The 18,871-nt window shown below is 72.0% G+C and carries 22 protein-coding genes; 14 read left to right on the forward strand and 8 right to left on the reverse strand.

What is annotated here, in order from left to right; genetic code table 11:
• Window positions 1-7: 7 nt before the first annotated feature.
• On the forward strand, window positions 8-973 hold the full coding sequence (locus tag ABD875_RS13680; RefSeq protein ID WP_345177767.1) for an alpha/beta hydrolase family protein: 966 nt from the start codon (window positions 8-10) through the stop codon (window positions 971-973).
• Between the two features lie 15 nt (window positions 974-988).
• On the opposite strand, the gene ABD875_RS13685 is transcribed toward ABD875_RS13680, so the two are convergent.
• Window positions 989-2,272: an FAD-binding oxidoreductase gene (locus ABD875_RS13685; protein WP_345177768.1), complete on the reverse strand. Its 1,284-nt coding sequence runs from the start codon at window positions 2,270-2,272 to the stop codon at window positions 989-991.
• Window positions 2,273-2,317: 45 nt separating this feature from the next.
• Complete coding sequence (locus tag ABD875_RS13690; protein WP_345177770.1) at window positions 2,318-2,938, reverse strand: HIT family protein; 621 nt, start codon at window positions 2,936-2,938, stop codon at window positions 2,318-2,320.
• A gap of 26 nt (window positions 2,939-2,964) precedes the next feature.
• On the opposite strand from ABD875_RS13690, the gene ABD875_RS13695 reads away from it, so the two are divergent.
• Genes ABD875_RS13695 through ABD875_RS13715 form a run of 5 tightly spaced genes read left to right on the forward strand, consistent with a single transcriptional unit; the run spans window position 2,965 to window position 6,924 of the window.
• The gene (locus ABD875_RS13695) at window positions 2,965-3,543 is read left to right on the forward strand and encodes an antibiotic biosynthesis monooxygenase (RefSeq protein ID WP_345177772.1); all 579 of its coding nucleotides are present in this window, start codon (window positions 2,965-2,967) and stop codon (window positions 3,541-3,543) included.
• A 50-nt stretch (window positions 3,544-3,593) separates the two neighbouring features.
• Window positions 3,594-4,073: a hypothetical protein gene (locus ABD875_RS13700; protein ID WP_345177774.1), complete on the forward strand. Its 480-nt coding sequence runs from the start codon at window positions 3,594-3,596 to the stop codon at window positions 4,071-4,073.
• A gap of 27 nt (window positions 4,074-4,100) precedes the next feature.
• Window positions 4,101-4,985, forward strand: coding sequence for a phosphoribosylaminoimidazolesuccinocarboxamide synthase (locus tag ABD875_RS13705; RefSeq protein ID WP_345177776.1), 885 nt, complete (start codon window positions 4,101-4,103; stop codon window positions 4,983-4,985).
• A complete protein-coding gene (locus tag ABD875_RS13710; RefSeq protein ID WP_345177779.1) occupies window positions 4,979-5,359 on the forward strand; it encodes an SRPBCC family protein in 381 nt (126 codons plus the stop codon). The genes ABD875_RS13705 and ABD875_RS13710 overlap by 7 nt, the downstream gene beginning before the upstream one ends.
• Window positions 5,356-6,924, forward strand: coding sequence for a long-chain-fatty-acid--CoA ligase (locus ABD875_RS13715; RefSeq protein ID WP_345177782.1), 1,569 nt, complete (start codon window positions 5,356-5,358; stop codon window positions 6,922-6,924). The genes ABD875_RS13710 and ABD875_RS13715 overlap by 4 nt, the downstream gene beginning before the upstream one ends.
• Before the next feature lies 1 nt (window position 6,925).
• Here the strand turns inward: ABD875_RS13715 and ABD875_RS13720 are convergent, their stop codons facing one another.
• Together ABD875_RS13720 and ABD875_RS13725 are read right to left on the reverse strand one after the other, a co-directional pair.
• Window positions 6,926-7,534 (reverse strand): dihydrofolate reductase family protein, encoded by a 609-nt coding sequence (locus ABD875_RS13720; RefSeq protein WP_345177786.1) that lies wholly within the window; start codon window positions 7,532-7,534, stop codon window positions 6,926-6,928.
• Window positions 7,535-7,581: 47 nt separating this feature from the next.
• Window positions 7,582-8,085 (reverse strand): YflT domain-containing protein, encoded by a 504-nt coding sequence (locus tag ABD875_RS13725; protein ID WP_345177788.1) that lies wholly within the window; start codon window positions 8,083-8,085, stop codon window positions 7,582-7,584.
• A 36-nt stretch (window positions 8,086-8,121) separates the two neighbouring features.
• On the opposite strand from ABD875_RS13725, the gene purS reads away from it, so the two are divergent.
• The 4 genes from purS to ABD875_RS13745 are packed head-to-tail and all read left to right on the forward strand — an operon-like array spanning window position 8,122 to window position 10,427.
• Window positions 8,122-8,367 (forward strand): phosphoribosylformylglycinamidine synthase subunit PurS, encoded by a 246-nt coding sequence (gene purS / locus ABD875_RS13730; protein ID WP_345177792.1) that lies wholly within the window; start codon window positions 8,122-8,124, stop codon window positions 8,365-8,367.
• Entirely contained in the window at window positions 8,364-9,032 is a 669-nt protein-coding gene (gene purQ / locus ABD875_RS13735; RefSeq protein ID WP_345177795.1) for a phosphoribosylformylglycinamidine synthase subunit PurQ, read from the forward strand. The genes purS and purQ overlap by 4 nt, the downstream gene beginning before the upstream one ends.
• Entirely contained in the window at window positions 9,029-9,472 is a 444-nt protein-coding gene (locus tag ABD875_RS13740) for a DUF3817 domain-containing protein (protein WP_345177798.1), read from the forward strand. The genes purQ and ABD875_RS13740 overlap by 4 nt, the downstream gene beginning before the upstream one ends.
• Before the next feature lie 22 nt (window positions 9,473-9,494).
• The gene (locus ABD875_RS13745) at window positions 9,495-10,427 is read left to right on the forward strand and encodes an aminoglycoside phosphotransferase family protein (RefSeq protein WP_345177802.1); all 933 of its coding nucleotides are present in this window, start codon (window positions 9,495-9,497) and stop codon (window positions 10,425-10,427) included.
• Between the two features lie 16 nt (window positions 10,428-10,443).
• Here ABD875_RS13745 and ABD875_RS13750 read toward each other — a convergent pair whose 3' ends face one another.
• Entirely contained in the window at window positions 10,444-11,853 is a 1,410-nt protein-coding gene (locus ABD875_RS13750; RefSeq protein WP_345177805.1) for a glycoside hydrolase domain-containing protein, read from the reverse strand.
• Window positions 11,854-11,983: 130 nt separating this feature from the next.
• Window positions 11,984-13,453, reverse strand: a complete 1,470-nt coding sequence (locus ABD875_RS13755; protein ID WP_345177807.1) for an MFS transporter — start codon at window positions 13,451-13,453, stop codon at window positions 11,984-11,986.
• 123 nt (window positions 13,454-13,576) lie between these two features.
• Here ABD875_RS13755 and ABD875_RS13760 point away from each other — a divergent pair, with 123 nt between their 5' ends.
• Both ABD875_RS13760 and ABD875_RS13765 read left to right on the forward strand, forming a co-directional pair.
• Complete coding sequence (locus tag ABD875_RS13760; RefSeq protein ID WP_345177809.1) at window positions 13,577-14,125, forward strand: TetR/AcrR family transcriptional regulator; 549 nt, start codon at window positions 13,577-13,579, stop codon at window positions 14,123-14,125.
• 112 nt (window positions 14,126-14,237) lie between these two features.
• The gene (locus tag ABD875_RS13765) at window positions 14,238-14,387 is read left to right on the forward strand and encodes a hypothetical protein (RefSeq protein WP_345177812.1); all 150 of its coding nucleotides are present in this window, start codon (window positions 14,238-14,240) and stop codon (window positions 14,385-14,387) included.
• 16 nt (window positions 14,388-14,403) lie between these two features.
• On the opposite strand, the gene ABD875_RS13770 is transcribed toward ABD875_RS13765, so the two are convergent.
• Both ABD875_RS13770 and macS read right to left on the reverse strand, forming a co-directional pair.
• Entirely contained in the window at window positions 14,404-15,051 is a 648-nt protein-coding gene (locus tag ABD875_RS13770) for a response regulator (RefSeq protein WP_425576194.1), read from the reverse strand.
• Between the two features lie 10 nt (window positions 15,052-15,061).
• The gene (gene macS, locus ABD875_RS13775) at window positions 15,062-16,156 is read right to left on the reverse strand and encodes a MacS family sensor histidine kinase (RefSeq protein ID WP_345177814.1); all 1,095 of its coding nucleotides are present in this window, start codon (window positions 16,154-16,156) and stop codon (window positions 15,062-15,064) included.
• A gap of 72 nt (window positions 16,157-16,228) precedes the next feature.
• Between macS and ABD875_RS13780 the strand changes: the two genes are divergently transcribed.
• Both ABD875_RS13780 and purL read left to right on the forward strand, forming a co-directional pair.
• Entirely contained in the window at window positions 16,229-16,522 is a 294-nt protein-coding gene (locus tag ABD875_RS13780; RefSeq protein WP_345177816.1) for a YiaA/YiaB family inner membrane protein, read from the forward strand.
• A 45-nt stretch (window positions 16,523-16,567) separates the two neighbouring features.
• A complete protein-coding gene (purL, locus tag ABD875_RS13785) occupies window positions 16,568-18,808 on the forward strand; it encodes a phosphoribosylformylglycinamidine synthase subunit PurL (protein WP_345177818.1) in 2,241 nt (746 codons plus the stop codon).
• The last annotated feature ends 63 nt before the right edge of the window (window positions 18,809-18,871 follow it).

An 18,871-nucleotide genomic window follows, 5' to 3' on the forward strand; every position in this document is an offset into this window, starting at 1 on the left:
AATCTGCATGAAGAAGCTCCAGAGAGCCGCGCTCGCCGCGCTGCTCGCCGCCGGATCCGCCCTGGTCAGCGTCGTCGCGACGGCGCCGAGCGCCAGCGCCGCCGAGGTCGCCTGCAACAGCTACTCGTCGTCGACGTCCAGCTGCGTCAACACCCAGCTCACGATCGCCGGCACCAGCCACAGCGTCGACTGGTACCTGCCGAACGGCACCGCATCGGCGCTCATGGTGCTCCAGCACGGGTTCAGCCGCGGCTGCGGGAACCTGCGCGGCACCAGCAAGGCGATCGCCGAGAAGGGCGTGATGGTGCTGTGCGTGAACGGCGACATGACCGCCGGCAACCCGGCTCTCGCCGACGCGCTCGGCGCACTGCTCGTCGCCCGCACGATCACGCCTCCGCAGTCCAAGCCTCTGCCGCAGCGCTACATCGTCAGCGGCCACTCGGCCGGTGGTCACTTCGCCAGCGAGCTCGGTGCCTACCTCGACGCCGCCGGTTACGCCGACTTCGCCGGCGCTGTCCTCTTCGACCCGGTCGCCGCCGAGGGCTTCAGCGCGAACGTCGCGGCGATCTCGGACGGCGGCGCCCGCCCGGTGCTGGCCGTGACCGCGCGCCCGAGCGTGACCAACCTGTTCAACAACTCCGCCGAGGCGCTGGTCAACCTCGCCAACCCGTACGTCGGCATCCAGCTGGTGTGGAGCAGCTACTTCCTGGGCTCCCCGACCGGTGGCAGCTGCCACGTCGACGTTGAGGGCGAGAACACCGACGTCATCGGCATCGCCGGCGCCCTGTGCTCGCCGAACGCGACGCAGACCGCGCGGCTGCGGGACTTCGGCTCGGCCTGGGCCAAGGACCTCGCGACCGGCAGCTACACCTCGGCGTACTACTGCACCGACGCGAACGTCGTCTCCACCTGCGGCAGCAAGGTCCGCGACCTGGTGGACCGGACGCTGCCGCTGGCGGCGCCGATCCGCTGACCGGACCGACCGCCCCTACGGGGCGATGTTGAAGTTCCGGCGGAACACGTTGTCGGGATCCCAGGCCCGCTTGACCTCGCGCAAGCGGGCCTGGGTCCTCTCCGGCCACAGTGCGGCGATGTCCTCGGCGGTGTCCGAGCCGAGGAACCCGGCGTACGCGCCGATGCCCTGGGCCCCGATCGTGGCCCACGTCGCCCGGGCGTCCGCGACCTGCTCCTCCGTCGCGTCGAGGGGCAGGAAGGCCGCCGACACGACCAGCGCCGCGGCGTCCCGGTGGGCGAACGCGGTGTCCGTCCCGGCCGCCCGACTGACGGCGCCGCCGAGGCTGCGCAGGAAGACGACGCGGCCACCGGCGCCGTACGCCGCGTCGATCGCGTCGATCAGCGCGTCGTCGACCGCGCTCACCAGCGCGTTGCCGACGACCGGCCGCACGCCCTCGGGAGGATGTGCCTCCTCGAAGATGTCGGCGTACGCCCGCTCGGCGACGTCCTCGGAGACGACCGTGCCGATCGTGCGCAGCGCCTCGAGCGGTGCCGGGTCGTCGCCGGCCAGGCAGACGTAGAGCACCGCCATCGGGTCGCCTTCCCCGAATGCCGGCATCAGCGCCAGCATCGTCGTCAGCTCGTCCGGTGCGTCGTCGACGGCCGCGGCCGCCCAGCCCTTCACGAGCTGGGCGACGTCGTCGGCCGCGAACGTGATGGTGCCGAAGTGCACGGTGGTGACCGGTCGGGCCTGGAACTCGAAGGCGGTGACGACCCCGAAGTTGCCGGCACCCCCGCGCAGGGCCCAGAAGAGGTCGGCGTTCTCCTCCGCAGAGGCGCGCACCAGCTCCCCGGTCGCCGTGACCAGGTCGGCGGCCAGCAGGTGGTCGATGGTGAGCCCGTGCTTGCGGACCAGCCACCCGATCCCGCCGGCCTGGGTCAACCCGCCGACGCCGACGGAGCCGGTGTCGCCGGAGCTCACCGCGAGCCCGTACGGCGCCAGCGCCGTGGCGACCGCACCCCAGGTCGCGCCGGCGCCGATCCGCACCCGGCCGGCGTCGAGGACCTCGACCTCGTCGAGGGCCGAGAGGTCGAGCACCGCGCCGCCGTCGACCGCGCCGAAGCCCAGCAGGTTGTGGCCGCCACTGCGGATCGCCAGGTCGAGCCCCGCGTCGCGGACGTGGTGGAGGGCGGCCGCGACCTCGGCGGGCGAGGTCGGGCGGAGGACCATGACGGGGTCGGTCGGGCCCGCGAACGTGGTGCGGGCGGTGTCGTAGCCGGCGTCGCCGGGGTGGATCTCGAGCTGCTCGGTCGTCATGGTCGACGACGGTAGAACTTCAAGCGAACTTGAGATCAAGGGGAATTACGCGCGGGCGGTGCCGCCCCAGTTCGCGAGCTTGGTCGCGACCGCGTGCAGGTCGGCCCGGCGTATGTCGTCAGGCACCGGGGGCAGGATCGCGTCCCACTCGACGGCGAACGAGCCCCGGATGTCCGGGAGCCCCTCGGGGCGGGCGAAGAACCAGACGTGGGCGTGCGCGCAGCCGTCGCCCCAGCGGTTCACGTGGACCCGGCCGATGCCCGGCATCGCCTCCATGATGCGGACCAGGCGGTTCGCGATCCGGCCGAGCTCGGCGGCCTCGTCGTCACCGAAGTTGCCGATGTCGAGGTGCTCGCGGGTCCACAGCGTGAGCACCAGCGGGAGCCCGCTGGGCTCGACGGTCGGGGTGGCCAGCAGCCAGTGCTCGTCCTCCCAGACGATGCTCTCCGGCGGCAGCCCGGCGCAGGCGGGGCACGGGTCGCCGCCCTCGGCGCCCTTGCGCAGCTCCTCCGGCTCAGGCGCGCGCAGCACCCGCGGGACCACGCGCCCGTCGACGGCGTCCCACGGGAAGATGTCCCAGTCGGCGATCGGCGGTGCGGCCAGCCGTCCGTCCGGTCCGGCGGCGGCGGTGACCCTGGCGTAGAGCTCGTCGGCAGACTCCGGCATGACCACACTCTGCCACGATCTGTTTCATGAGCGCTCCCGTCACCGTCTCGATCACCCGGACCATCACGCCCGGCCACGACGACGAGATGATCGCCTGGATGCAGGCCGGCTCGGCCCTGGCCGCTCGCTTCCACGGCTTCCTCGGGTCGGGGTGGGTGCGCCCGGCCGCGGACTCGGAGGAGTGGCACATGCTCTACCGGTTCGCCGACGACGAGTCCCTGGCGACCTGGGAGGCGTCCGAGCAACGACGCTGGTGGCGCAGTGCCGCCGAGGGTCTCGTCGGGGATGCGCGGATCGAGCGCCGCACCGGCATCGAGGGCTGGTTCGACGCGCCGGCGACGTACGACGTCAAGGACCTGCGCCCGGCCGCTCCCGCGCCGCCGCGGTGGAAGCAGGCGTGCGTGATCTTCCTGGTGTTCTTCCCGCTGAGCCTGCTCGTGAACTGGGCCGGAGGACACCTGCTCGCCGACGTCTGGCTGCCCGCCCGGGTGCTGGTCAGCGTGCTCGTGATGACACCGGTGATGACCTACCTGGCCCTGCCGTGGATCACGCGCCGGATGGAGTGGTGGCTGCAGGGGCGGCCGGCTCCCTGGCGCAGGAGCTGAGGAACCTTCCGCTTGCGCCGTCACCCCGGTCCGTGGTCAGGGTGGAGCACATGAAGCGAATCTCGGGACTCCTGCTCACGATCATCGCGACGCTCGGACTGACCGTCGCCACGTCCGCGCCGGCCGGCGCGGTCACCCATGCCAGCGCCACGTCGCAGTTCTCGGCCGCCGGCATCTCCTGGACCTCCTCCGGCGGGTGCAGCGACCGCTACACTTCCACGTGCACGTCGTTCGACGGCATCCGCCAGGCGACCATCGACGGCGCGATCACCCTGAAGCGGGCCAGCGGCTGCGGCCTGACCATCACCGGCGGCACCGAGACCGGCCACGCGAGCGGGACCTACAGCCACTGGAACGGCTACAAGCTCGACTTCGCGCGGACGGCCTGCCTGACCAGCTGGGTCCACAACACCTACACCTACATCGGCCAGCGCGGCGACGGCGCAGCCCAGTACCAGGCGGCCTCCGGCAACATCTACGCCGACGAGGGCAACCACTGGGACGTCCTCTACTACACCTGCGGCTGCTGACCGCCGGGCCACCCCTAGAGTTGGCATGTGGCCGACCTCAACATCCCGACCGCGCCCGCCATCGAGGGGGCCGCCCACCTGCACTCCGGGAAGGTGCGCGACCTCTACGAGCTGCCGAGCGGCGACCTGCTGATGGTCGCCAGCGACCGCATCTCGATCTTCGACTTCGTGCTCGACACCACGATCCCGGACAAGGGCGAGATCCTGACCCGGATGTCGCTGTGGTGGTTCGACCAGCTCGCCGACCTGGTGCCCAACCACGTGATCTCCACCGACGTCCCCGACGAGGTCAAGGGCCGCGCGGTCGTCTGCGAGCGGCTCGCGATGTACCCCGTCGAGTGCGTGGCGCGTGGCTACCTCACCGGCACCGGCCTGCTCGACTACCGCGCGTCCGGCGAGGTCTGCGGCATCGCGCTGCCGGCGGGGCTCGAGGACGGCAGCCGGCTGCCGGAGGCCATCTTCACCCCGGCCACCAAGGCCGAGGTCGGCGACCACGACGAGAACGTGTCGTACGCCGCCGTGGCGGCCGCCATCGGCGCCGACCGGGCGGCGGAGCTGCGCGACCTGACCCTGCAGGTCTACGGCCGCGCGGAGGCGGTCGCCCGTGAGCGCGGCATCATCCTGGCCGACACCAAGCTCGAGTTCGGCGCCCGGCCCGACGGCACGACCGTCCTCGGCGACGAGGTGCTCACCCCGGACTCGTCGCGCTTCTGGCCCGCCGCCGAGTGGCAGCCCGGGCGCACCCAGCCGTCGTACGACAAGCAGATCGTGCGCAACTGGGCGCTCTCGTCCGAGTCCGGCTGGGACCGCGCGTCCGGCCAGGCGCCGCCGCCGCTCCCGGCCGAGGTCGTGGAGCGCACCCGCAGCCGCTACATCGAGGCCTACGAGCTGCTGACGGGAGAGCGGTGGTAACCGTCGCGTTCCCGGTGTCCTGCGAGGTCGCCTTCGACTACCTCGCGGACCCGCACAACCGCGCGGACTGGCAGTCCAGCCTGGCCCGCGTCGAGGACGTCGACGGCGAGCCACGGGTCGGCCAGACCTGGACCGACGTCACCAAGCCCGGGCTGCGGCCCCGCATGGAGACCACCGAGCTCGACCGGCCCCGACGCTGGACCGAGCGCGGGACCTGGTGGCGCGTCACCGCCACCCTGACCCTCGAGTTCGCGGCCACGCCGACGGGGTGCGACGTCACGGCCACGTTCGAGATCAACCCGCTGCTGCGTCGGCCGGCCCTCTGGGCCGTCCGCAGTGACCTCCGCCACGCCGCCGCTAGATTGGCGGCATGACGACCTACAACCTGGCGACGCTCCTCGAGGACAGTGCGACGAACCACTCCGACCGGACCGCGATCGTCTTCGGCGAGCGCCGCCTGTCGTACGCAGAGGTCGACACCTTCGCCAACATGGTCGCCAACCTGCTCGTCGCGCGGGGCATCAAGCCCGGCGACAAGGTCGCGCTGACCTGCCCGAACCTGCCGTACTTCACGATCGTCTACTTCGGCATCCTCAAGGCCGGCGCGACCGTCGTCCCGCTCAACGTGCTGCTCAAGGGCCGTGAGGTCGCCTACCACCTCGACGACTCGGACGCGAAGGCCTACTTCTGCTTCGAGGGCACGCCCGAGCTGCCGATGGGCCAGGCCGGGCACGAGGGCTTCGCGGCCACGGACGGGTGCGAGCACTTCTTCGTCATCACCGCCGACCTCGCTGCGCCGTCCCCGATCGAAGGGACCGAGACGATGGCGCAGGCGATGGGCGGGCAGCCGGCGGAGTTCACCTCCGTCGCCACCGACGAGGACGACACCGCGGTGATCCTCTACACCTCCGGCACGACCGGCCAGCCCAAGGGCGCCGAGCTGCGCCACCGCAACATGCGCGACAACGCCTGCAGCGGCGCGGCGCTCTTCGGTGCCGACGCCGACCGGCCCGACACCTACCTGTGCGTGCTGCCGCTGTTCCACTCCTTCGGCCAGACCGTGATCCAGAACGGCGCGTTCGCGTACGGCGGCACGGTCGTGATGCTGCCGCGGTTCGAGGCGCACGCCGCGCTCGAGCTCATGCAGAAGGAGGGCGTCACGTTCTTCGCCGGCGTCCCGACGATGTACTGGGGCCTGCTCGGCGCGCTCGACGGCACCACCGACGTCACGGGCATCGCCGAGAAGATGCGGGTCGCGGCCGCCGGTGGCTCCGCGCTCCCGGTCGAGGTGCACAAGGACTTCGAGAAGAAGTTCGGCGTCACGATCCTCGAGGGCTACGGGCTCTCCGAGACGTCCCCGGTCGCGTCGTTCTCCAAGTACGGCGCGCCCGTGCGGGTTGGCTCCATCGGCACGCCGATCCCCGGCGTGGAGATGAAGCTCATCGATCCTGAGTGGAACGAGGTCAACGCCGACAACTCCGACCCGGACGCGATCGGCGAGATCGCGATCAAGGGCCACAACATCATGAAGGGCTACTACAACCGGCCCGAGGCGACCGCCGAGGCGATCCGCGACGGGTGGTTCCGCTCCGGCGACCTCGGCCGCCGCGACGAGGACGGCTGGTACTACATCGTCGACCGGTCCAAGGACATGATCATCCGCGGCGGCTACAACGTGTACCCGCGCGAGGTCGAGGAGGTCCTCATGACCCACCCGGCGGTCTCGCTGGCCGCGGTCATCGGCGTACCCCACGAGAGCCACGGCGAGGAGATCAAGGCGTTCGTGATCCGCAACGAGGGCGCGGAGATCACCGAGGACGAGCTGGTCGCGTGGGGCAAGGAGCAGATGGCGGGCTACAAGTACCCGCGGATCATCGCGTTCGTGGACTCGCTGCCGATGACCTCCACCGGGAAGATCCTCAAGCGCGAGCTCAGCTGACTCAGCGCACGATCCGGTAGCGCACGTGCGTCGCCAGCGCTGACTGCTCGCCCTCGACGATCTCGAGCGTCGGCGTGATCGTGCCGTCGAACAGCCGCTCGCCGGAGCCGAGCGCGATCGGGGAGTACGCCAGGGTCAGCTCGTCGAGCTCCCCGGCCGCGATCGCCTGCCGTACGGCGGAAGCGCCGCCGGCGATGTCGACGTCGCCGTCCGCCGCCTCCCGGGCCAGCCGCAGCGCGTCGGCGAAGCCGGTCGTGACGAAGTGGAACGTCGTGCCGCCGGCCATCTCGATCGGCTCGTGCTCGTGGTGGGTCAGCACGAACACCGGGGCGTGGTACGGCGGATCCTCGCCCCACCAGCCGCGCCACTCCTCGGCCCACGAGTCCCACGGGCCGCGCACCGGGCCGAACATGTTGCGGCCCATCACGTAGGCGACGCCGGGCCGCAGGATCTTGTCCTGCCACCGCGCGTCGACCTCGTGCGCCGGGTCGTTGAACATCCAGCGATGGAGCTCCTCGCCGCCGCGGCCGAGCGGGTTCTCGAGCGTCTGGTCGGGCCCCGCCACGAACCCGTCGACGGAGACGGTGAGGGTCGCTGTCGTGAACGTCATGTCACATCAGACCCGACCGGCCCGCCGAAGTCATCGGAGGACCGCGACTACTCGAAGGCGTTCGGCAGCGCGCCGGGCAGCTGGGTGAGGAGCTCGCGGGCCTGGGCCGCGACCTTGTGCTCGACCAGCACCTCGTACTTCGTCGCCACCACCTGGCTGACCGACGAGAAGTCACGCTGGCCGCGGGTGAACGCATAGCCGATCAGCGCCCACACCAGGCCGAACACCGCGCCGAGCAGCACGGTCGACAGGATCATCGCCAGCACGTCCTCGTCGACGAAGAACGAGAAGATCAGGCCGACGAAGAGGCCCAGCCAGACGCCGGACAGGATGCCGCCGACGGCGACCCGTCCCCAGCTGAGCCGGCCCGTGATCCGCTCGATCCGCTTGAGGTCGGTGCCGACGATCAGGAGGTTCTGGACGGGGAACTCCTTGTCCGCGAGGAAGTCCACGGTCTTCTGGGCGGCTGCGTAGTCGTCGTACACCGCGAGCGACTGGGGGAACTCGAGGCGGAGGGGGTTCGCCCCCGGCATTCCTGTGGGCAGGCTCATGCCGAACAGTCTGCCCCAGACACCTAGACTGAGCGCGTGCCTCGCGTAGTCGTAGACGTCATGCCCAAGCCCGAGATCCTCGACCCGCAGGGCAAGGCGGTGCTGGGAGCCCTGCCGCGCCTGGGTTTCGCCGGCGTCACCGACGTCCGACAGGGCAAGCGCTTCGAGCTCGAGTTCGCCGACGAGGTGACCGCCGACGTGCTGGCCGAGGTCGAGAAGATGGCGGAGACGCTTCTCTCCAACCCCGTCATCGAGAACTACGCGGTCCGGGTGGAGCAGTGAAGGTCGGCGTCGTCACCTTCCCCGGCTCGCTCGACGACGTCGACGCGCTGCGCGCGGTCGAGATCGGCGGCAACGAGGCGGTGCCGCTCTGGCACGGCGACCACGACCTCAAGGGCGTCGACGCGATCGTCCTGCCGGGTGGCTTCTCGTACGGCGACTACCTGCGCTGCGGAGCGATCTCTCGCTTCTCCCCGGTGATGACCGAGGTGATCGAGGCAGCGGGCGCGGGCATGCCGGTCCTGGGGATCTGCAACGGCTTCCAGATCCTCTGCGAGTCCCACCTGCTCCCGGGCGCGCTGATCCGCAACGACCACCGCAAGTTCGTGTGCCGCGACCAGCGGCTGCGCATCGAGAACGCCACGACGCCGTGGACGTCGGCGTACACCGAGGGCGACGAGATCACGATCGTCCTCAAGAACGGCGAGGGCGGCTTCGTCGCCGACGAGGCGACGCTCGACCGGCTCGAGGGCGAGGGCCAGGTCGTCGCGCGCTACCTCGACGTGAACCCCAACGGCTCGCTGCGCGACATCGCCGGCATCACCAACGAGCGCGGCAACGTGGTCGGCCTGATGCCGCACCCCGAGCACGCGGTCGAGGACCTGACCGGCGCCGGCACCGACGGCCTCGGGTTCTTCACCAGCCTCGCCGCGCACGTGTTCGCATGAGCCCCCGGCTGTTCTTCCGCCGGGTCGCGATCGCCGAGGCGATCACGTGGGCGCTGCTGCTCGCCGGCATGTTCCTGAAGTACGTCACCGAGACCACCGAGCTCGGCGTCCAGGTCTTCGGCATGGTGCACGGCGTCGTGTTCGTGGCCTACTGCGTGACCACGGTGCTCGTCGCCGTCGACCAGCGGTGGTCGTTCGGCCGCACCCTGCTCGGGCTCGCCGCCGCGGTGCCGCCGTTCTTCACGGTGCTCTTCGACTGGTACGCCGAGCGGCGCGGTGCGATCGCCGACACCTGGCGGCTGCGTGACGCCGACCCGTCCGGCCCGCTGCAGCGCACGGCCGCCTGGCTGATCCGCAACCCCGCCCGCGGTGCGGTCACCGGCGTGGTCGCGGTCGCCGCGCTGACCGGGCTCGCCCTGCTGGTCGGGCCGCCGGCCTAGGCCGCGTCGGCCGTCTGCTTCGATGACCGGCTTCGACCTCGGCCCGTTGCCGGAGCGCGTGACGGTCGGCGTGGAGCAGGTGCGCCGGCTCGTCCGCGACCAGCTGCCTGCGTGGGGCGACCTCCCGGTCAGGCCGGTCGCCCGGGGTGGCTGGGACAACTGGACCTTCCACCTCGGCGCCGACCTGGTGGTGCGGATGCCGTCCGCGGTGGAGTACGCCGAGGCGGTGGAGAAGGAGCACCGGTGGCTGCCGGTCCTGGCCGCGCGGCTGCCGCTGCCGGTGCCGGTTCCCGTGGCGCGTGGCGTGCCGGGCGCCGGCTACCCGTTCGGCTGGTCGGTCTACCGATGGCTCGACGGGCAGACCGTCTCGGACGCCCCAGTCACCGATCCGATCGGGTTCGCCGTCGCCCTCGCCGACTTCCTCGCCGCGCTGCGCCGGATCGACACCGCGGGCGGCCCCGGCCCCGGCGTCCACAACTGGTTCCGCGGCGGCCCGCTGCAGACGTACGACGGCCTCGCCCGGGGAGCACTCGCCGAGCTGGCCGGCGCAGACGTCGGCCTGGACCTCCGAGCGGCCGCCCAGCTGTGGGACGCGGCCCTCGCGACGCCCTGGGACGGAGCAGCGCGGTGGTTCCACGGCGACGTCGCCCCCGGCAACCTCCTGGTGCGCGACGGTCGGCTCGCGGCCGTGATCGACTTCGGCACCTGCGGCGTCGGGGACCCGGCGTGCGACCTGGCGGTCGCCTGGACCGTCATGACCGGCGACGCGCGCCGGGCGTTCCGCGACCGGTTGGGCGTGGACGACGCGTCCTGGGAGCGCGGGCGAGGCTGGGCGCTCTGGAAGACGCTCAGCACGTGCTCGTACACCTACGAGGACCCCGAGGACCCCGAGGACGCCGCGGACTTCGCCGAGGCGCGGCGTGTGCTCGGCGAGATCCTCGACGACGGGAGCTGAGTCCCGGCACGAGGCGTCAGTACGTCCCGGCCGACAGCGCCTTCCAGGACTCCCGGGACGCGACGCCCGACACCTCGACGCCGGCCTTGGTCTGCCAGTCGCGCAGCGCGGCGGCCGTCTCGGCCTTGAACCGGCCGCTGACCGGCAGCGTCGAGACGCCCGCGGCGTTCAGCGTGCGCTGCAGCCGGCGTACGGCGGACCCCGTCGAGCCGAACTTCAGCACCGGCTGGTCGCCTGCGGCCAGCAACGTCATCCAGTGCTTGGGTCGCCACACCTCGGTGGGTGTCATCCCGACCTTGGTCTGCCAGGCCTGGATCGCCTTGGCGGTGGCCTTGTTCCACTTGCCGTTGAGCTGACCGCGGTAGAGCTCCTGCTCGGTGAGCAGGCACTGCAGCGCCAGCACGCGGTTCGCGGGCGGCACGGTGTCCTCGGCCGGCGGCCGCAGCGTCTCGTAGGTCCCGAAGCTGACCCGGACCCCTCCGCAGTGCTCCTCGGGCTCGGCGTACATGCCGCGCCCGACGTCGAGGAAGTTCCGGTCGATGTTGATGGTGACGCCGCCCCACGTCTCGTCGTGGCCGCCCTGGTACTGCTTGACCCGTGCGTGGGGACGCCAGCCGTCCTCGCGGAGGTACGACGTGGACGTGTTCGCCTTCCCGTCCCAGCGGGCGACCCAGATCATGTCGGGCAGCACCACCTGGCTGGGCCGGTTGACCCGCGCGTCGTCGAGCATCTTGATGCCGGAGCCGGCGCTGGAGTACACACCGGAGACGAAGCCGAGCTCGTGCAGCTGGGTGGTCCACGCGGAGAGGAACGCCAGCGCGGACTCGCGGCAGCGGACGTTCGCGAGCTCGAAGCCCTCGAGGTCGTACCAGAGCGTGCTGCCCAGCGCGATGCCGAGATCGGTCGCCGCGGCGACGGCCTTCGCCGCCTCGGCAGAGCCCTGCGCACGGGCCTTGGCGTACTTCCCGTTCTTGCCGGGCCGCGGGTTGATCGTCTCGTCGTCGCCGTAGCGCGGGAAGCGCGGCTGGCACGAGGCCTGCGGGCCCAGCGTGATCGGCAGCAGCCGCCAGCCGCGGGTGAGCTGGCGGTAGACCCAGCGCGCGGTGAGGTTGGGCTGCTCGCGGCAGGCGCGGGAGTCGCCGGAGATGTAGATGCCGACCGCGAGGAACGGCGAGCTCTGCAGCCAGCGGTCCATCGACTTCTGGTCGGGTGTGTGGCACTGGTCGAACCCGTAGCCGACGAAGTCGCCGGGCGTGACGATGCCGCTGGGCGTCACCGGGACCTTCGATCGGGCGGCGGGCTCGGCGTCCGCGGGGCCGTTGGCGGTCACGGCCGCCAGCAGGCCGACGAGCAGGGCGCCGCTGGCGGTCGCGGCGAACGCGCGGCGCAGCGCGGTCTGGACGGTCCGAGGAACCGGGCGGGGCATGGCGGGACTCCTGGGGAAGTAGGAAGGGCCGCGCCTACCATAACCTCAGAAGTCACACCAGTAACAGCGAACGGGCGAACTGCCGAGGCGGCTCGCCCGTCCGCGGATGGGTGGGGTGGGGTGTGCGAGGTCAGGCGGCCTCGGCGGCCACGGCCTCGACGAGCTCCTCCGACGGTGCCTGCGTCGCGGACTCCGGCCGGCCGACGCGGACCAGCAGGGCGGTCACGGCCAGCGCCAGTGCGGCGAGCGTCGCGGAGGTGAGGAACGCGGCGGACATCCCGGGCACGATCTCGCCGGGCACCGCGCCGGCGGCGTACACCGAGACGATCACGGCCACGCCGACCGCGCCACCGAGCTGCTGCGTGGTCTGCAGCAGGCCCGACGCGGACCCGGCGTGCTCCGGCTCGACGCCGGACAGCGTGATGACGGTGACCGGCATGAAGAGCAGCGCGGAGGCGACCCCGGCCAGCGCCATCGGCCCGAACACCGCCGCGAGGTAGGTGTCGTCGGTGCCGATCGTGCTGAGCCAGGCGTAGGCGACCGTCAGCGCCACGCCGCCGACTAGCATCATCCGCCGCGGGCCGAACCGGCCGAGCAGGGCCGGCGTGATCCGCGACGTGGCGAAGATCGTGAGGCTGAACGGCAGGAACGCGATGCCGGCGAGCAGCGGGCCGAAGCCGAGCACGCCCTGGACGTACTGCACGACCAGGAAGAACATCGACAGGTTCGCGCCCATGAGCAGGGCCATCACCGTGAGCGCGCCGACCCGGCTGCGGTCGCGGACCAGCTTCGGCTGCACCAGCGGGTGCGGGTGCCGCTGCTCGGTGCGGGCGAGCAGGGCGAGCAGGGCGAGACCGACCGCGAAGCCGGCGACCGTGCGGGCCGTGAGCCAGCCGTGCTCGGGGGTGTTGATCAGCGTCCAGACGAGCGCCACCGCGCCGCCGGTGGCGGCCAGCGCGCCGACGACGTCGAAGCGGCCGGTACGACGGGGCGTCTCGGTGACGAAGCGCGGGGCGAGCAGGATCACGGCGAGGCCGATCGGCACGTTGATGAACAGCGTCCAGCGCCAGGAGCCGACGTCGGTCAGCAGCCCGCCGAGGATGAGGCCGATCGAGGCGCCACCGGACGAGACGGCGCCGAACAGGGCGAGCGCCCGGTTCCGAGCGGCCGCGTCGGGAGCGCTCGTGGTGAGCAGCGCCAGCACGCTCGGGGCGGCCAGCGCGGCGCCGACGCCCTGGAAGGTGCGGGCGGCGACTAGCTGGCCGGGCGTCTGGGCCAGGCCGCCGAGCGCGGAGCCCACGGTGAAGACGGCCAGGCCGATCTCGAAGACCTTGAGCCGGCCGAAGACGTCGCCGAGCCGGCCGCCGAGGAGCAGCAGGCCGCCGAAGGCGAGCGTGTAGGCGTTGAGGACCCACGACAGCGACGCCGGGCCGAAGCCCAGGTCGGCGTCGATGTGGGGCAGGGCGACGTTCACGACGGTGGCGTCGAGAACGATCATCAGCTGCGCGACCAGGACGATCGCGATGCCGGCGGCTGCGCGGCCGGCGTTCGGCGGGAGCTCGCTGGGAAGCTCCCGGGTGGGGGAGACGTTCAGGGACATGGGGTGAGGTCCTGTTCTGGCCCGACGGGCCGAGGTACAGTAGATCCGGAGGATGACTCCGCTTCCTCATGAACAATACGGAGACTGTCTCCGGTTAGCAAGTCTTTTGTCGAGGTGACTTCCGTGCGAGCCGACGCGCAGCGCAACTACGACCGCATCGTCGAGGTGGCGCGCGAGGTGTTCCGCGAGCACGGGTACGACGCCTCGCTCGACCTGGTCGCCAAGCGCGCCGGCGTCGGCCCCGGCACGCTCTACCGGCACTTCCCGAAGCGCGAGAACCTCATCGACGCGATCCTCCAGTCGTGGGTCGACAAGGTCACCGACACCGCCGACAAGGCGCTCGCCTACGAGGGCGACGACCGGGACGTGCTGCTCAACTGGTTCGAGCGGTACGTCGAGCTGATCAGCCAGCACAAGGGCGGTCCCGCGAAGATCACCTCCGCGATGGGCGACCCTGAGTCCCCGATCATGACCAAGTGCCAGGTGCTGGCGAACGCCAACGCGCGCCTCATCGACCGGCTGCGCGAGGACGGCGCGCTGCGCGAGCAGGTCGACACGATCCAGGTGTGCCGCCTCGTCGGCGGCATCGCGACCGTCGCCGACCAGAGCGACCTCGACGTCACGGCCGTGCGGCCACTGCTCGAAGTGGTCGCGGACGGCCTCCTGAAGTAGCCGCCCCGCCGGGGGAGCCGCAAGGTTTCCTCAACCCGCTGCGTCTCCCTGCCGATGAGGAACACCCTGGCAGAGATCGACGGCGACACCGCCGTCACGGGGGGAGATCATCATGAGCGACTCATGGACGGACCAGCCGTTCCTCGGCCTGGTCCCGCACTTCCACGCCGACCCGGTCGAGGGCGGCGCGCCACTGGTCAGCGCCGACGGCCACTGGTGGTGGGACGGGCAGACCTGGCAGCGCATCGCCGAGGCCGTCTGAGGCTGGCCATCGACCGTCAGTCCTCGTCCAGTCCCAGCTCGATCGCGTAGCGGGTCAGCTCGACCCGGTTGTGCATCTGCAGCTTGCGCAGCGTGTTCTGCACGTGGTTCTGCACGGTGCGGTGCGACAGCACCAGGCGCTCGGCGATCTGCTTGTACGACAGGCCCTTCGCGACCATCTTCAAGATCTCGGTCTCGCGCTCGGTCAGGCCGGTCTCCGGGCGGGCCGGCTCGGGCTCCTCGGAGATCCGCTGGAACTCGCCGAGCACCAGCCCGGCGAGGCCGGGGGTGAAGACCGGGTCCCCGTCGGCGGTGCGGCGCACGGCGTCGAGCAGCTCCTCGCGTGACGCGGACTTCACCAGGTAGCCGGTCGCGCCCGCCTTCACCGCCGCCAGGACGTCGGCCTGCTCGCCCGACGCCGACAGGATCAGCACCCGCACCGAGGGGTCCTTCGCCACCATCTCGGCGGTCACCTGGACGCCGTCCGGCTCGGGGATCTGCAGGTCGAGCACCACGACCTGCGGCCGCGCGGCGGGGAACCGGGCCAGCGCCTCGCGCCCGTTGGCGGCGACGCCGACCACCTCGTGCCCGGCGGCTGCCAGGTCGCGCTCGACGGCGTCTCGCCACATCGGGTGGTCGTCGACGACCATCACGCGCAGGCTCACGGCCACGACCCTAGGTCACCCGGGGTACGACGAACTCCCACTCGGTCCCGAGGGAGCCGGTGGTCAGCTCGGCGGTGCCGCCGAGGTCGGCGATCCGGCCCTGGATGGACTCCGCGACCCCGAGCCGCCCCTCGGCCGCCGCCTCCTCGAGCCGGCCGGCCGCGATGCCCGGGCCGTCGTCGCGCACGGTGAGCTCCACCCGGTCCGGGAACGCCTGCAGCAGCACCCACGCCGGCGCGGCGTCACCGACGTGCGCGCGGACGTTGTCCAGGCACGCACCCGCCACGGCGGCCAGCTCGCGCGCCGTGGCGGCGGGCATCTCGACCGGCGTGGCCGGGGTCGACACGGTGACGCCGGCGCGGCGCTCGAGTGCGGTCAGCTCCGCGACCAGGTCGACGGCTCCCTCGGCCACGGGGGCCACGGTGTCCTGCGCGCGGATCAGCGCCCGCAGCCGGCGCTCCTGCTCGCCGGCCAGCGGCCCCAGGTCGCCGCCGCGACGCTGCACCAGCGCGAGCACCTGGAGCACGCCGTCGTGCACCGCGCGCGCCAGCCGGGTGCGCTCCTCGGCCACCGCCGCGGCGCGCTCGGCCACCTCACGCTCGGCGGCCATCCGCTCGAGCGACCCGCACATGAAACCGACCACCGTGCCGCCCAGCACCAGCAGGAACGCGTTGTCGTAGTCGGACCAGTCGACGTCCTGGCGGACCAGGTCGGCGCCCGCGAGCAGGGCGCCGGCCACGAGGCCGCCGACCCAGCGGTAGTGGATCGCCCACGCGAACAGCGCCCCCATCACCCAGAAGCCCGGGAGGCTGGCGGTCACGTCGTCGGCCTGCACCGCCGGCGTCAGGAGCAGCAGCCCCGCCGCCAATGCCAGGTCGGCGACCAGCAGCGGGAGCGTGCGGCGCCGGTGCTCGGCGTACGCCCAGGTGGCGACGCCGGTCCACAAGGTCATCACGAGCACCGCCGCGACGACCAGGCCCGGCCGGTCGAAGTCGTCGCGCCGCCAGATCGTCACCGCGACCGCGTTCACGAGGACGACGCCCCGCAGCACCGCCAGCGCCTGGAACAGCCGGTCCTCGACGGCGACCGCGGCGGGAGAGCTCACGGGTCGCAGTCTCGCAGGAACTGAGTATCCGTACCGATGCCCGTGGGGACGCCGCCCGCCGAGACTCGGGGCATGGACAAGCCCACTCCCGCCACCAAGACCACCACCGCCTTCTACGCCCAGTCGGCCGCCGCCTTCGCGATCTCGCTGATGACGATGCTGATCGCGATCTACTACCTCCCCTACGAGCCGTGGCCCAAGGCGTTCCTCGCCCTCGGGACCCTCTTCCTCGTCACCTCGTCTTTCTCCCTCGCCAAGTGCGTCCGCGACGCCCAGGAGAACCAGTACGTCGTCTCCCGCCTCGACCAGGCCCGCGTCGACCGGATCCTCGCCGAGCACGACCCGTGGAAGGACGTCGCCTCCTGAGACCGCGATGTCGGCCGCCGGTCCGCCCGCCGGTAGATTGACGCCGTGCTGGACACCGTCGCCGTCGCCGCCCAGGATCCCGACCACGAGCAGCCCTGGGCCGACCTCGGCCTCAAGGCCGACGAGTACCAGAAGATCCGCGAGATCCTCGGGCGCCGGCCCACCAGCTCCGAGCTCGCGATGTACTCCGTGATGTGGAGCGAGCACTGCTCCTACAAGAGCTCCAAGGTCCACCTCAAGCAGTTCTCCGAGATCCCGCAGGAGACCCCGGTCGGCAAGATGCTCGCCGGCATCGGCGAGAACGCCGGCGTGATCGACATCGGCCAGGGCTATGCCGTCACGTTCAAGGTCGAGTCGCACAACCACCCGTCGTACGTCGAGCCCTACCAGGGCGCCGCGACCGGCGTCGGCGGCATCGTCCGCGACATCCTCGCGATGGGCGCCCGCCCGGTCGCGGTCATGGACCCGCTCCGCTTCGGCCCGCTCGACGCCGACGACACCCACCGGGTGCTGCCCGGGATCGTGGCCGGCGTCGGCGGCTACGGCAACTGCCTCGGCCTGCCGAACATCGGCGGCGAGGCCGTCTTCGACGAGACCTACCTCGGCAACCCGCTCGTCAACGCGCTCTGCGTCGGCGTGCTCAAGCACGAGGACCTGCACCTGGCCAAGGCGTCCGGTGTCGGCAACCAGGTGATCCTGTACGGCGCCCGCACCGGTGGAGACGGCATCGGCGGCGTCTCGGTGCTGGCCTCCGAGACGTTCGACGCCGACGGCCCGGCCAAGCGGCCCAGCGTCCAGGTCGGCGACCCGTTCATGGAGAAGCTGCTCATCGAGTGCACGCTCGAGATCTTCGCGGCCGGGCTGGTCGCGGGCATCCAGGACCTCGGCGGCGCGGGCCTGTCCTGCGCGACGTCCGAGCTCGCGTCCGCCGGTGACGGCGGCATGCACGTCGAGCTGGACCGGGTGCCGCTGCGCGACTCCACGCTCGCTCCCGAGGAGATCCTCATGAGCGAGTCGCAGGAGCGGATGATGGCCGTCGTCGAGCCCGGCGACGTGGCCGCGTTCCTGGCGATCTGCGCCAAGTGGGACGTCGAGGCCGTCGTGATCGGCGAGGTCACCGACACCGGCCGGCTCGAGATCGACTGGCACGGCGAGCGGGTCGTCGACGTCCCGCCGCGGTCGGTCGCGCACGACGGCCCGACGTACAACCGCCCCTTCGCCCGCCCGGACTGGCAGGACGACCTGCAGGCCGACGCCGCCGAGGCGCTGCCGCGGCCGAGCACCGGCGACGAGCTGCGCACGACGCTGCTGACGCTCGTCGCCAGCCCGAACCTCTGCGACAAGTCGTGGATCACCGACCAGTACGACCGCTACGTCCGCGGCAACACCGTGCTCGCGCAGCCGTCGGACAGCGGCATGATCCGCGTCGACGAGGAGACCAACCTCGGCGTCGCGGTCTCGACCGACTGCAACGGCCGCTACGCGAAGCTGGACCCGTACGCCGGCGCCCAGCTCGCGCTGGCCGAGTCGTACCGCAACGTCGCGACCGGCGGCGCGACGCCGCTGGCGATCTCGGACTGCCTGAACTTCGGCTCGCCCGAGGACCCGGCCGTGATGTGGCAGTTCGCCGAGGCCTGCCGCGGGCTCAAGGACGGCTGCCTCGAGCTCGGCATCCCGGTGACCGGCGGCAACGTGAGCCTCTACAACCAGACCGGCGAGACCGCGATCCTGCCGACCCCCGTGGTCGCGGTGCTCGGCGTGATCGACGACGTCACCCGGCGTACGCCGTCGGCCTGGAGCTCCGCGGGCGAGCGAGTGTTCCTGATCGGGGAGACCCGGGAGGAGCTGTCCGGCTCCGAGTGGGCGCACGTCGTGCACGGGCACCTCGGCGGGCTGCCGCCGCGGGTCGACCTGGAGGCCGAGCGCACGCTCGCCGAGCTGCTGCGCGACGCGGTCGGCCTGGTGACCTCCGCGCACGACCTCTCCGAGGGCGGGCTGGCCCAGGCGCTCGCCGAGGGCGCGCTGCGCCACGGCGTCGGCGTCTCGGTGGCGGTCGGCGACGACGCGTTCGTCGAGCTCTTCAGCGAGTCCGCCGGCCGCGTGCTGGTGACCGTCGCGGACGGCGACGCCGAGCGGCTGGTCGAGCTGGTGCAGGGGTACGGCGTGCCGCTCACCGCGCTGGGCGTGACCGGCGGCGACGCGCTCGCGGTCGACGGCCAGTTCGAGATCGGGCTCGACGAGCTGCGGTCGGCCTGGACCGCGACGCTCCCCGCCGCACTCGGGTGAGTGGGCGCAGGTTTCCCCGGCCCACCGGGGAAACCTGACGTTCTCGGCCGAAACTTCACCCGA

It is taken from the genome of Nocardioides caricicola (genome assembly GCF_039541135.1).
Taxonomy (GTDB): Bacteria; Actinomycetota; Actinomycetes; order Propionibacteriales; family Nocardioidaceae; genus Nocardioides; species Nocardioides caricicola.

What these genes read in the sequence shown, in the direction of transcription:
- ABD875_RS13680 (WP_345177767.1), top strand. Translation starts at nt 8, where the DNA reads ATGAAGAAGCTCCAGAGAGCCGCGCTCGCCGCGCTGCTCGCCGCCGGA.
- ABD875_RS13685 (WP_345177768.1), bottom strand. Translation starts at nt 2,272, where the DNA reads ATGACGACCGAGCAGCTCGAGATCCACCCCGGCGACGCCGGCTACGAC.
- ABD875_RS13690 (WP_345177770.1), bottom strand. Translation starts at nt 2,938, where the DNA reads ATGCCGGAGTCTGCCGACGAGCTCTACGCCAGGGTCACCGCCGCCGCC.
- ABD875_RS13695 (WP_345177772.1), top strand. Translation starts at nt 2,965, where the DNA reads ATGAGCGCTCCCGTCACCGTCTCGATCACCCGGACCATCACGCCCGGC.
- ABD875_RS13700 (WP_345177774.1), top strand. Translation starts at nt 3,594, where the DNA reads ATGAAGCGAATCTCGGGACTCCTGCTCACGATCATCGCGACGCTCGGA.
- ABD875_RS13715 (WP_345177782.1), top strand. Translation starts at nt 5,356, where the DNA reads ATGACGACCTACAACCTGGCGACGCTCCTCGAGGACAGTGCGACGAAC.
- ABD875_RS13720 (WP_345177786.1), bottom strand. Translation starts at nt 7,534, where the DNA reads ATGACGTTCACGACAGCGACCCTCACCGTCTCCGTCGACGGGTTCGTG.
- ABD875_RS13725 (WP_345177788.1), bottom strand. Translation starts at nt 8,085, where the DNA reads ATGAGCCTGCCCACAGGAATGCCGGGGGCGAACCCCCTCCGCCTCGAG.
- ABD875_RS13740 (WP_345177798.1), top strand. Translation starts at nt 9,029, where the DNA reads ATGAGCCCCCGGCTGTTCTTCCGCCGGGTCGCGATCGCCGAGGCGATC.
- ABD875_RS13745 (WP_345177802.1), top strand. Translation starts at nt 9,495, where the DNA reads ATGACCGGCTTCGACCTCGGCCCGTTGCCGGAGCGCGTGACGGTCGGC.
- ABD875_RS13750 (WP_345177805.1), bottom strand. Translation starts at nt 11,853, where the DNA reads ATGCCCCGCCCGGTTCCTCGGACCGTCCAGACCGCGCTGCGCCGCGCG.
- ABD875_RS13755 (WP_345177807.1), bottom strand. Translation starts at nt 13,453, where the DNA reads ATGTCCCTGAACGTCTCCCCCACCCGGGAGCTTCCCAGCGAGCTCCCG.
- ABD875_RS13765 (WP_345177812.1), top strand. Translation starts at nt 14,238, where the DNA reads ATGAGCGACTCATGGACGGACCAGCCGTTCCTCGGCCTGGTCCCGCAC.
- ABD875_RS13780 (WP_345177816.1), top strand. Translation starts at nt 16,229, where the DNA reads ATGGACAAGCCCACTCCCGCCACCAAGACCACCACCGCCTTCTACGCC.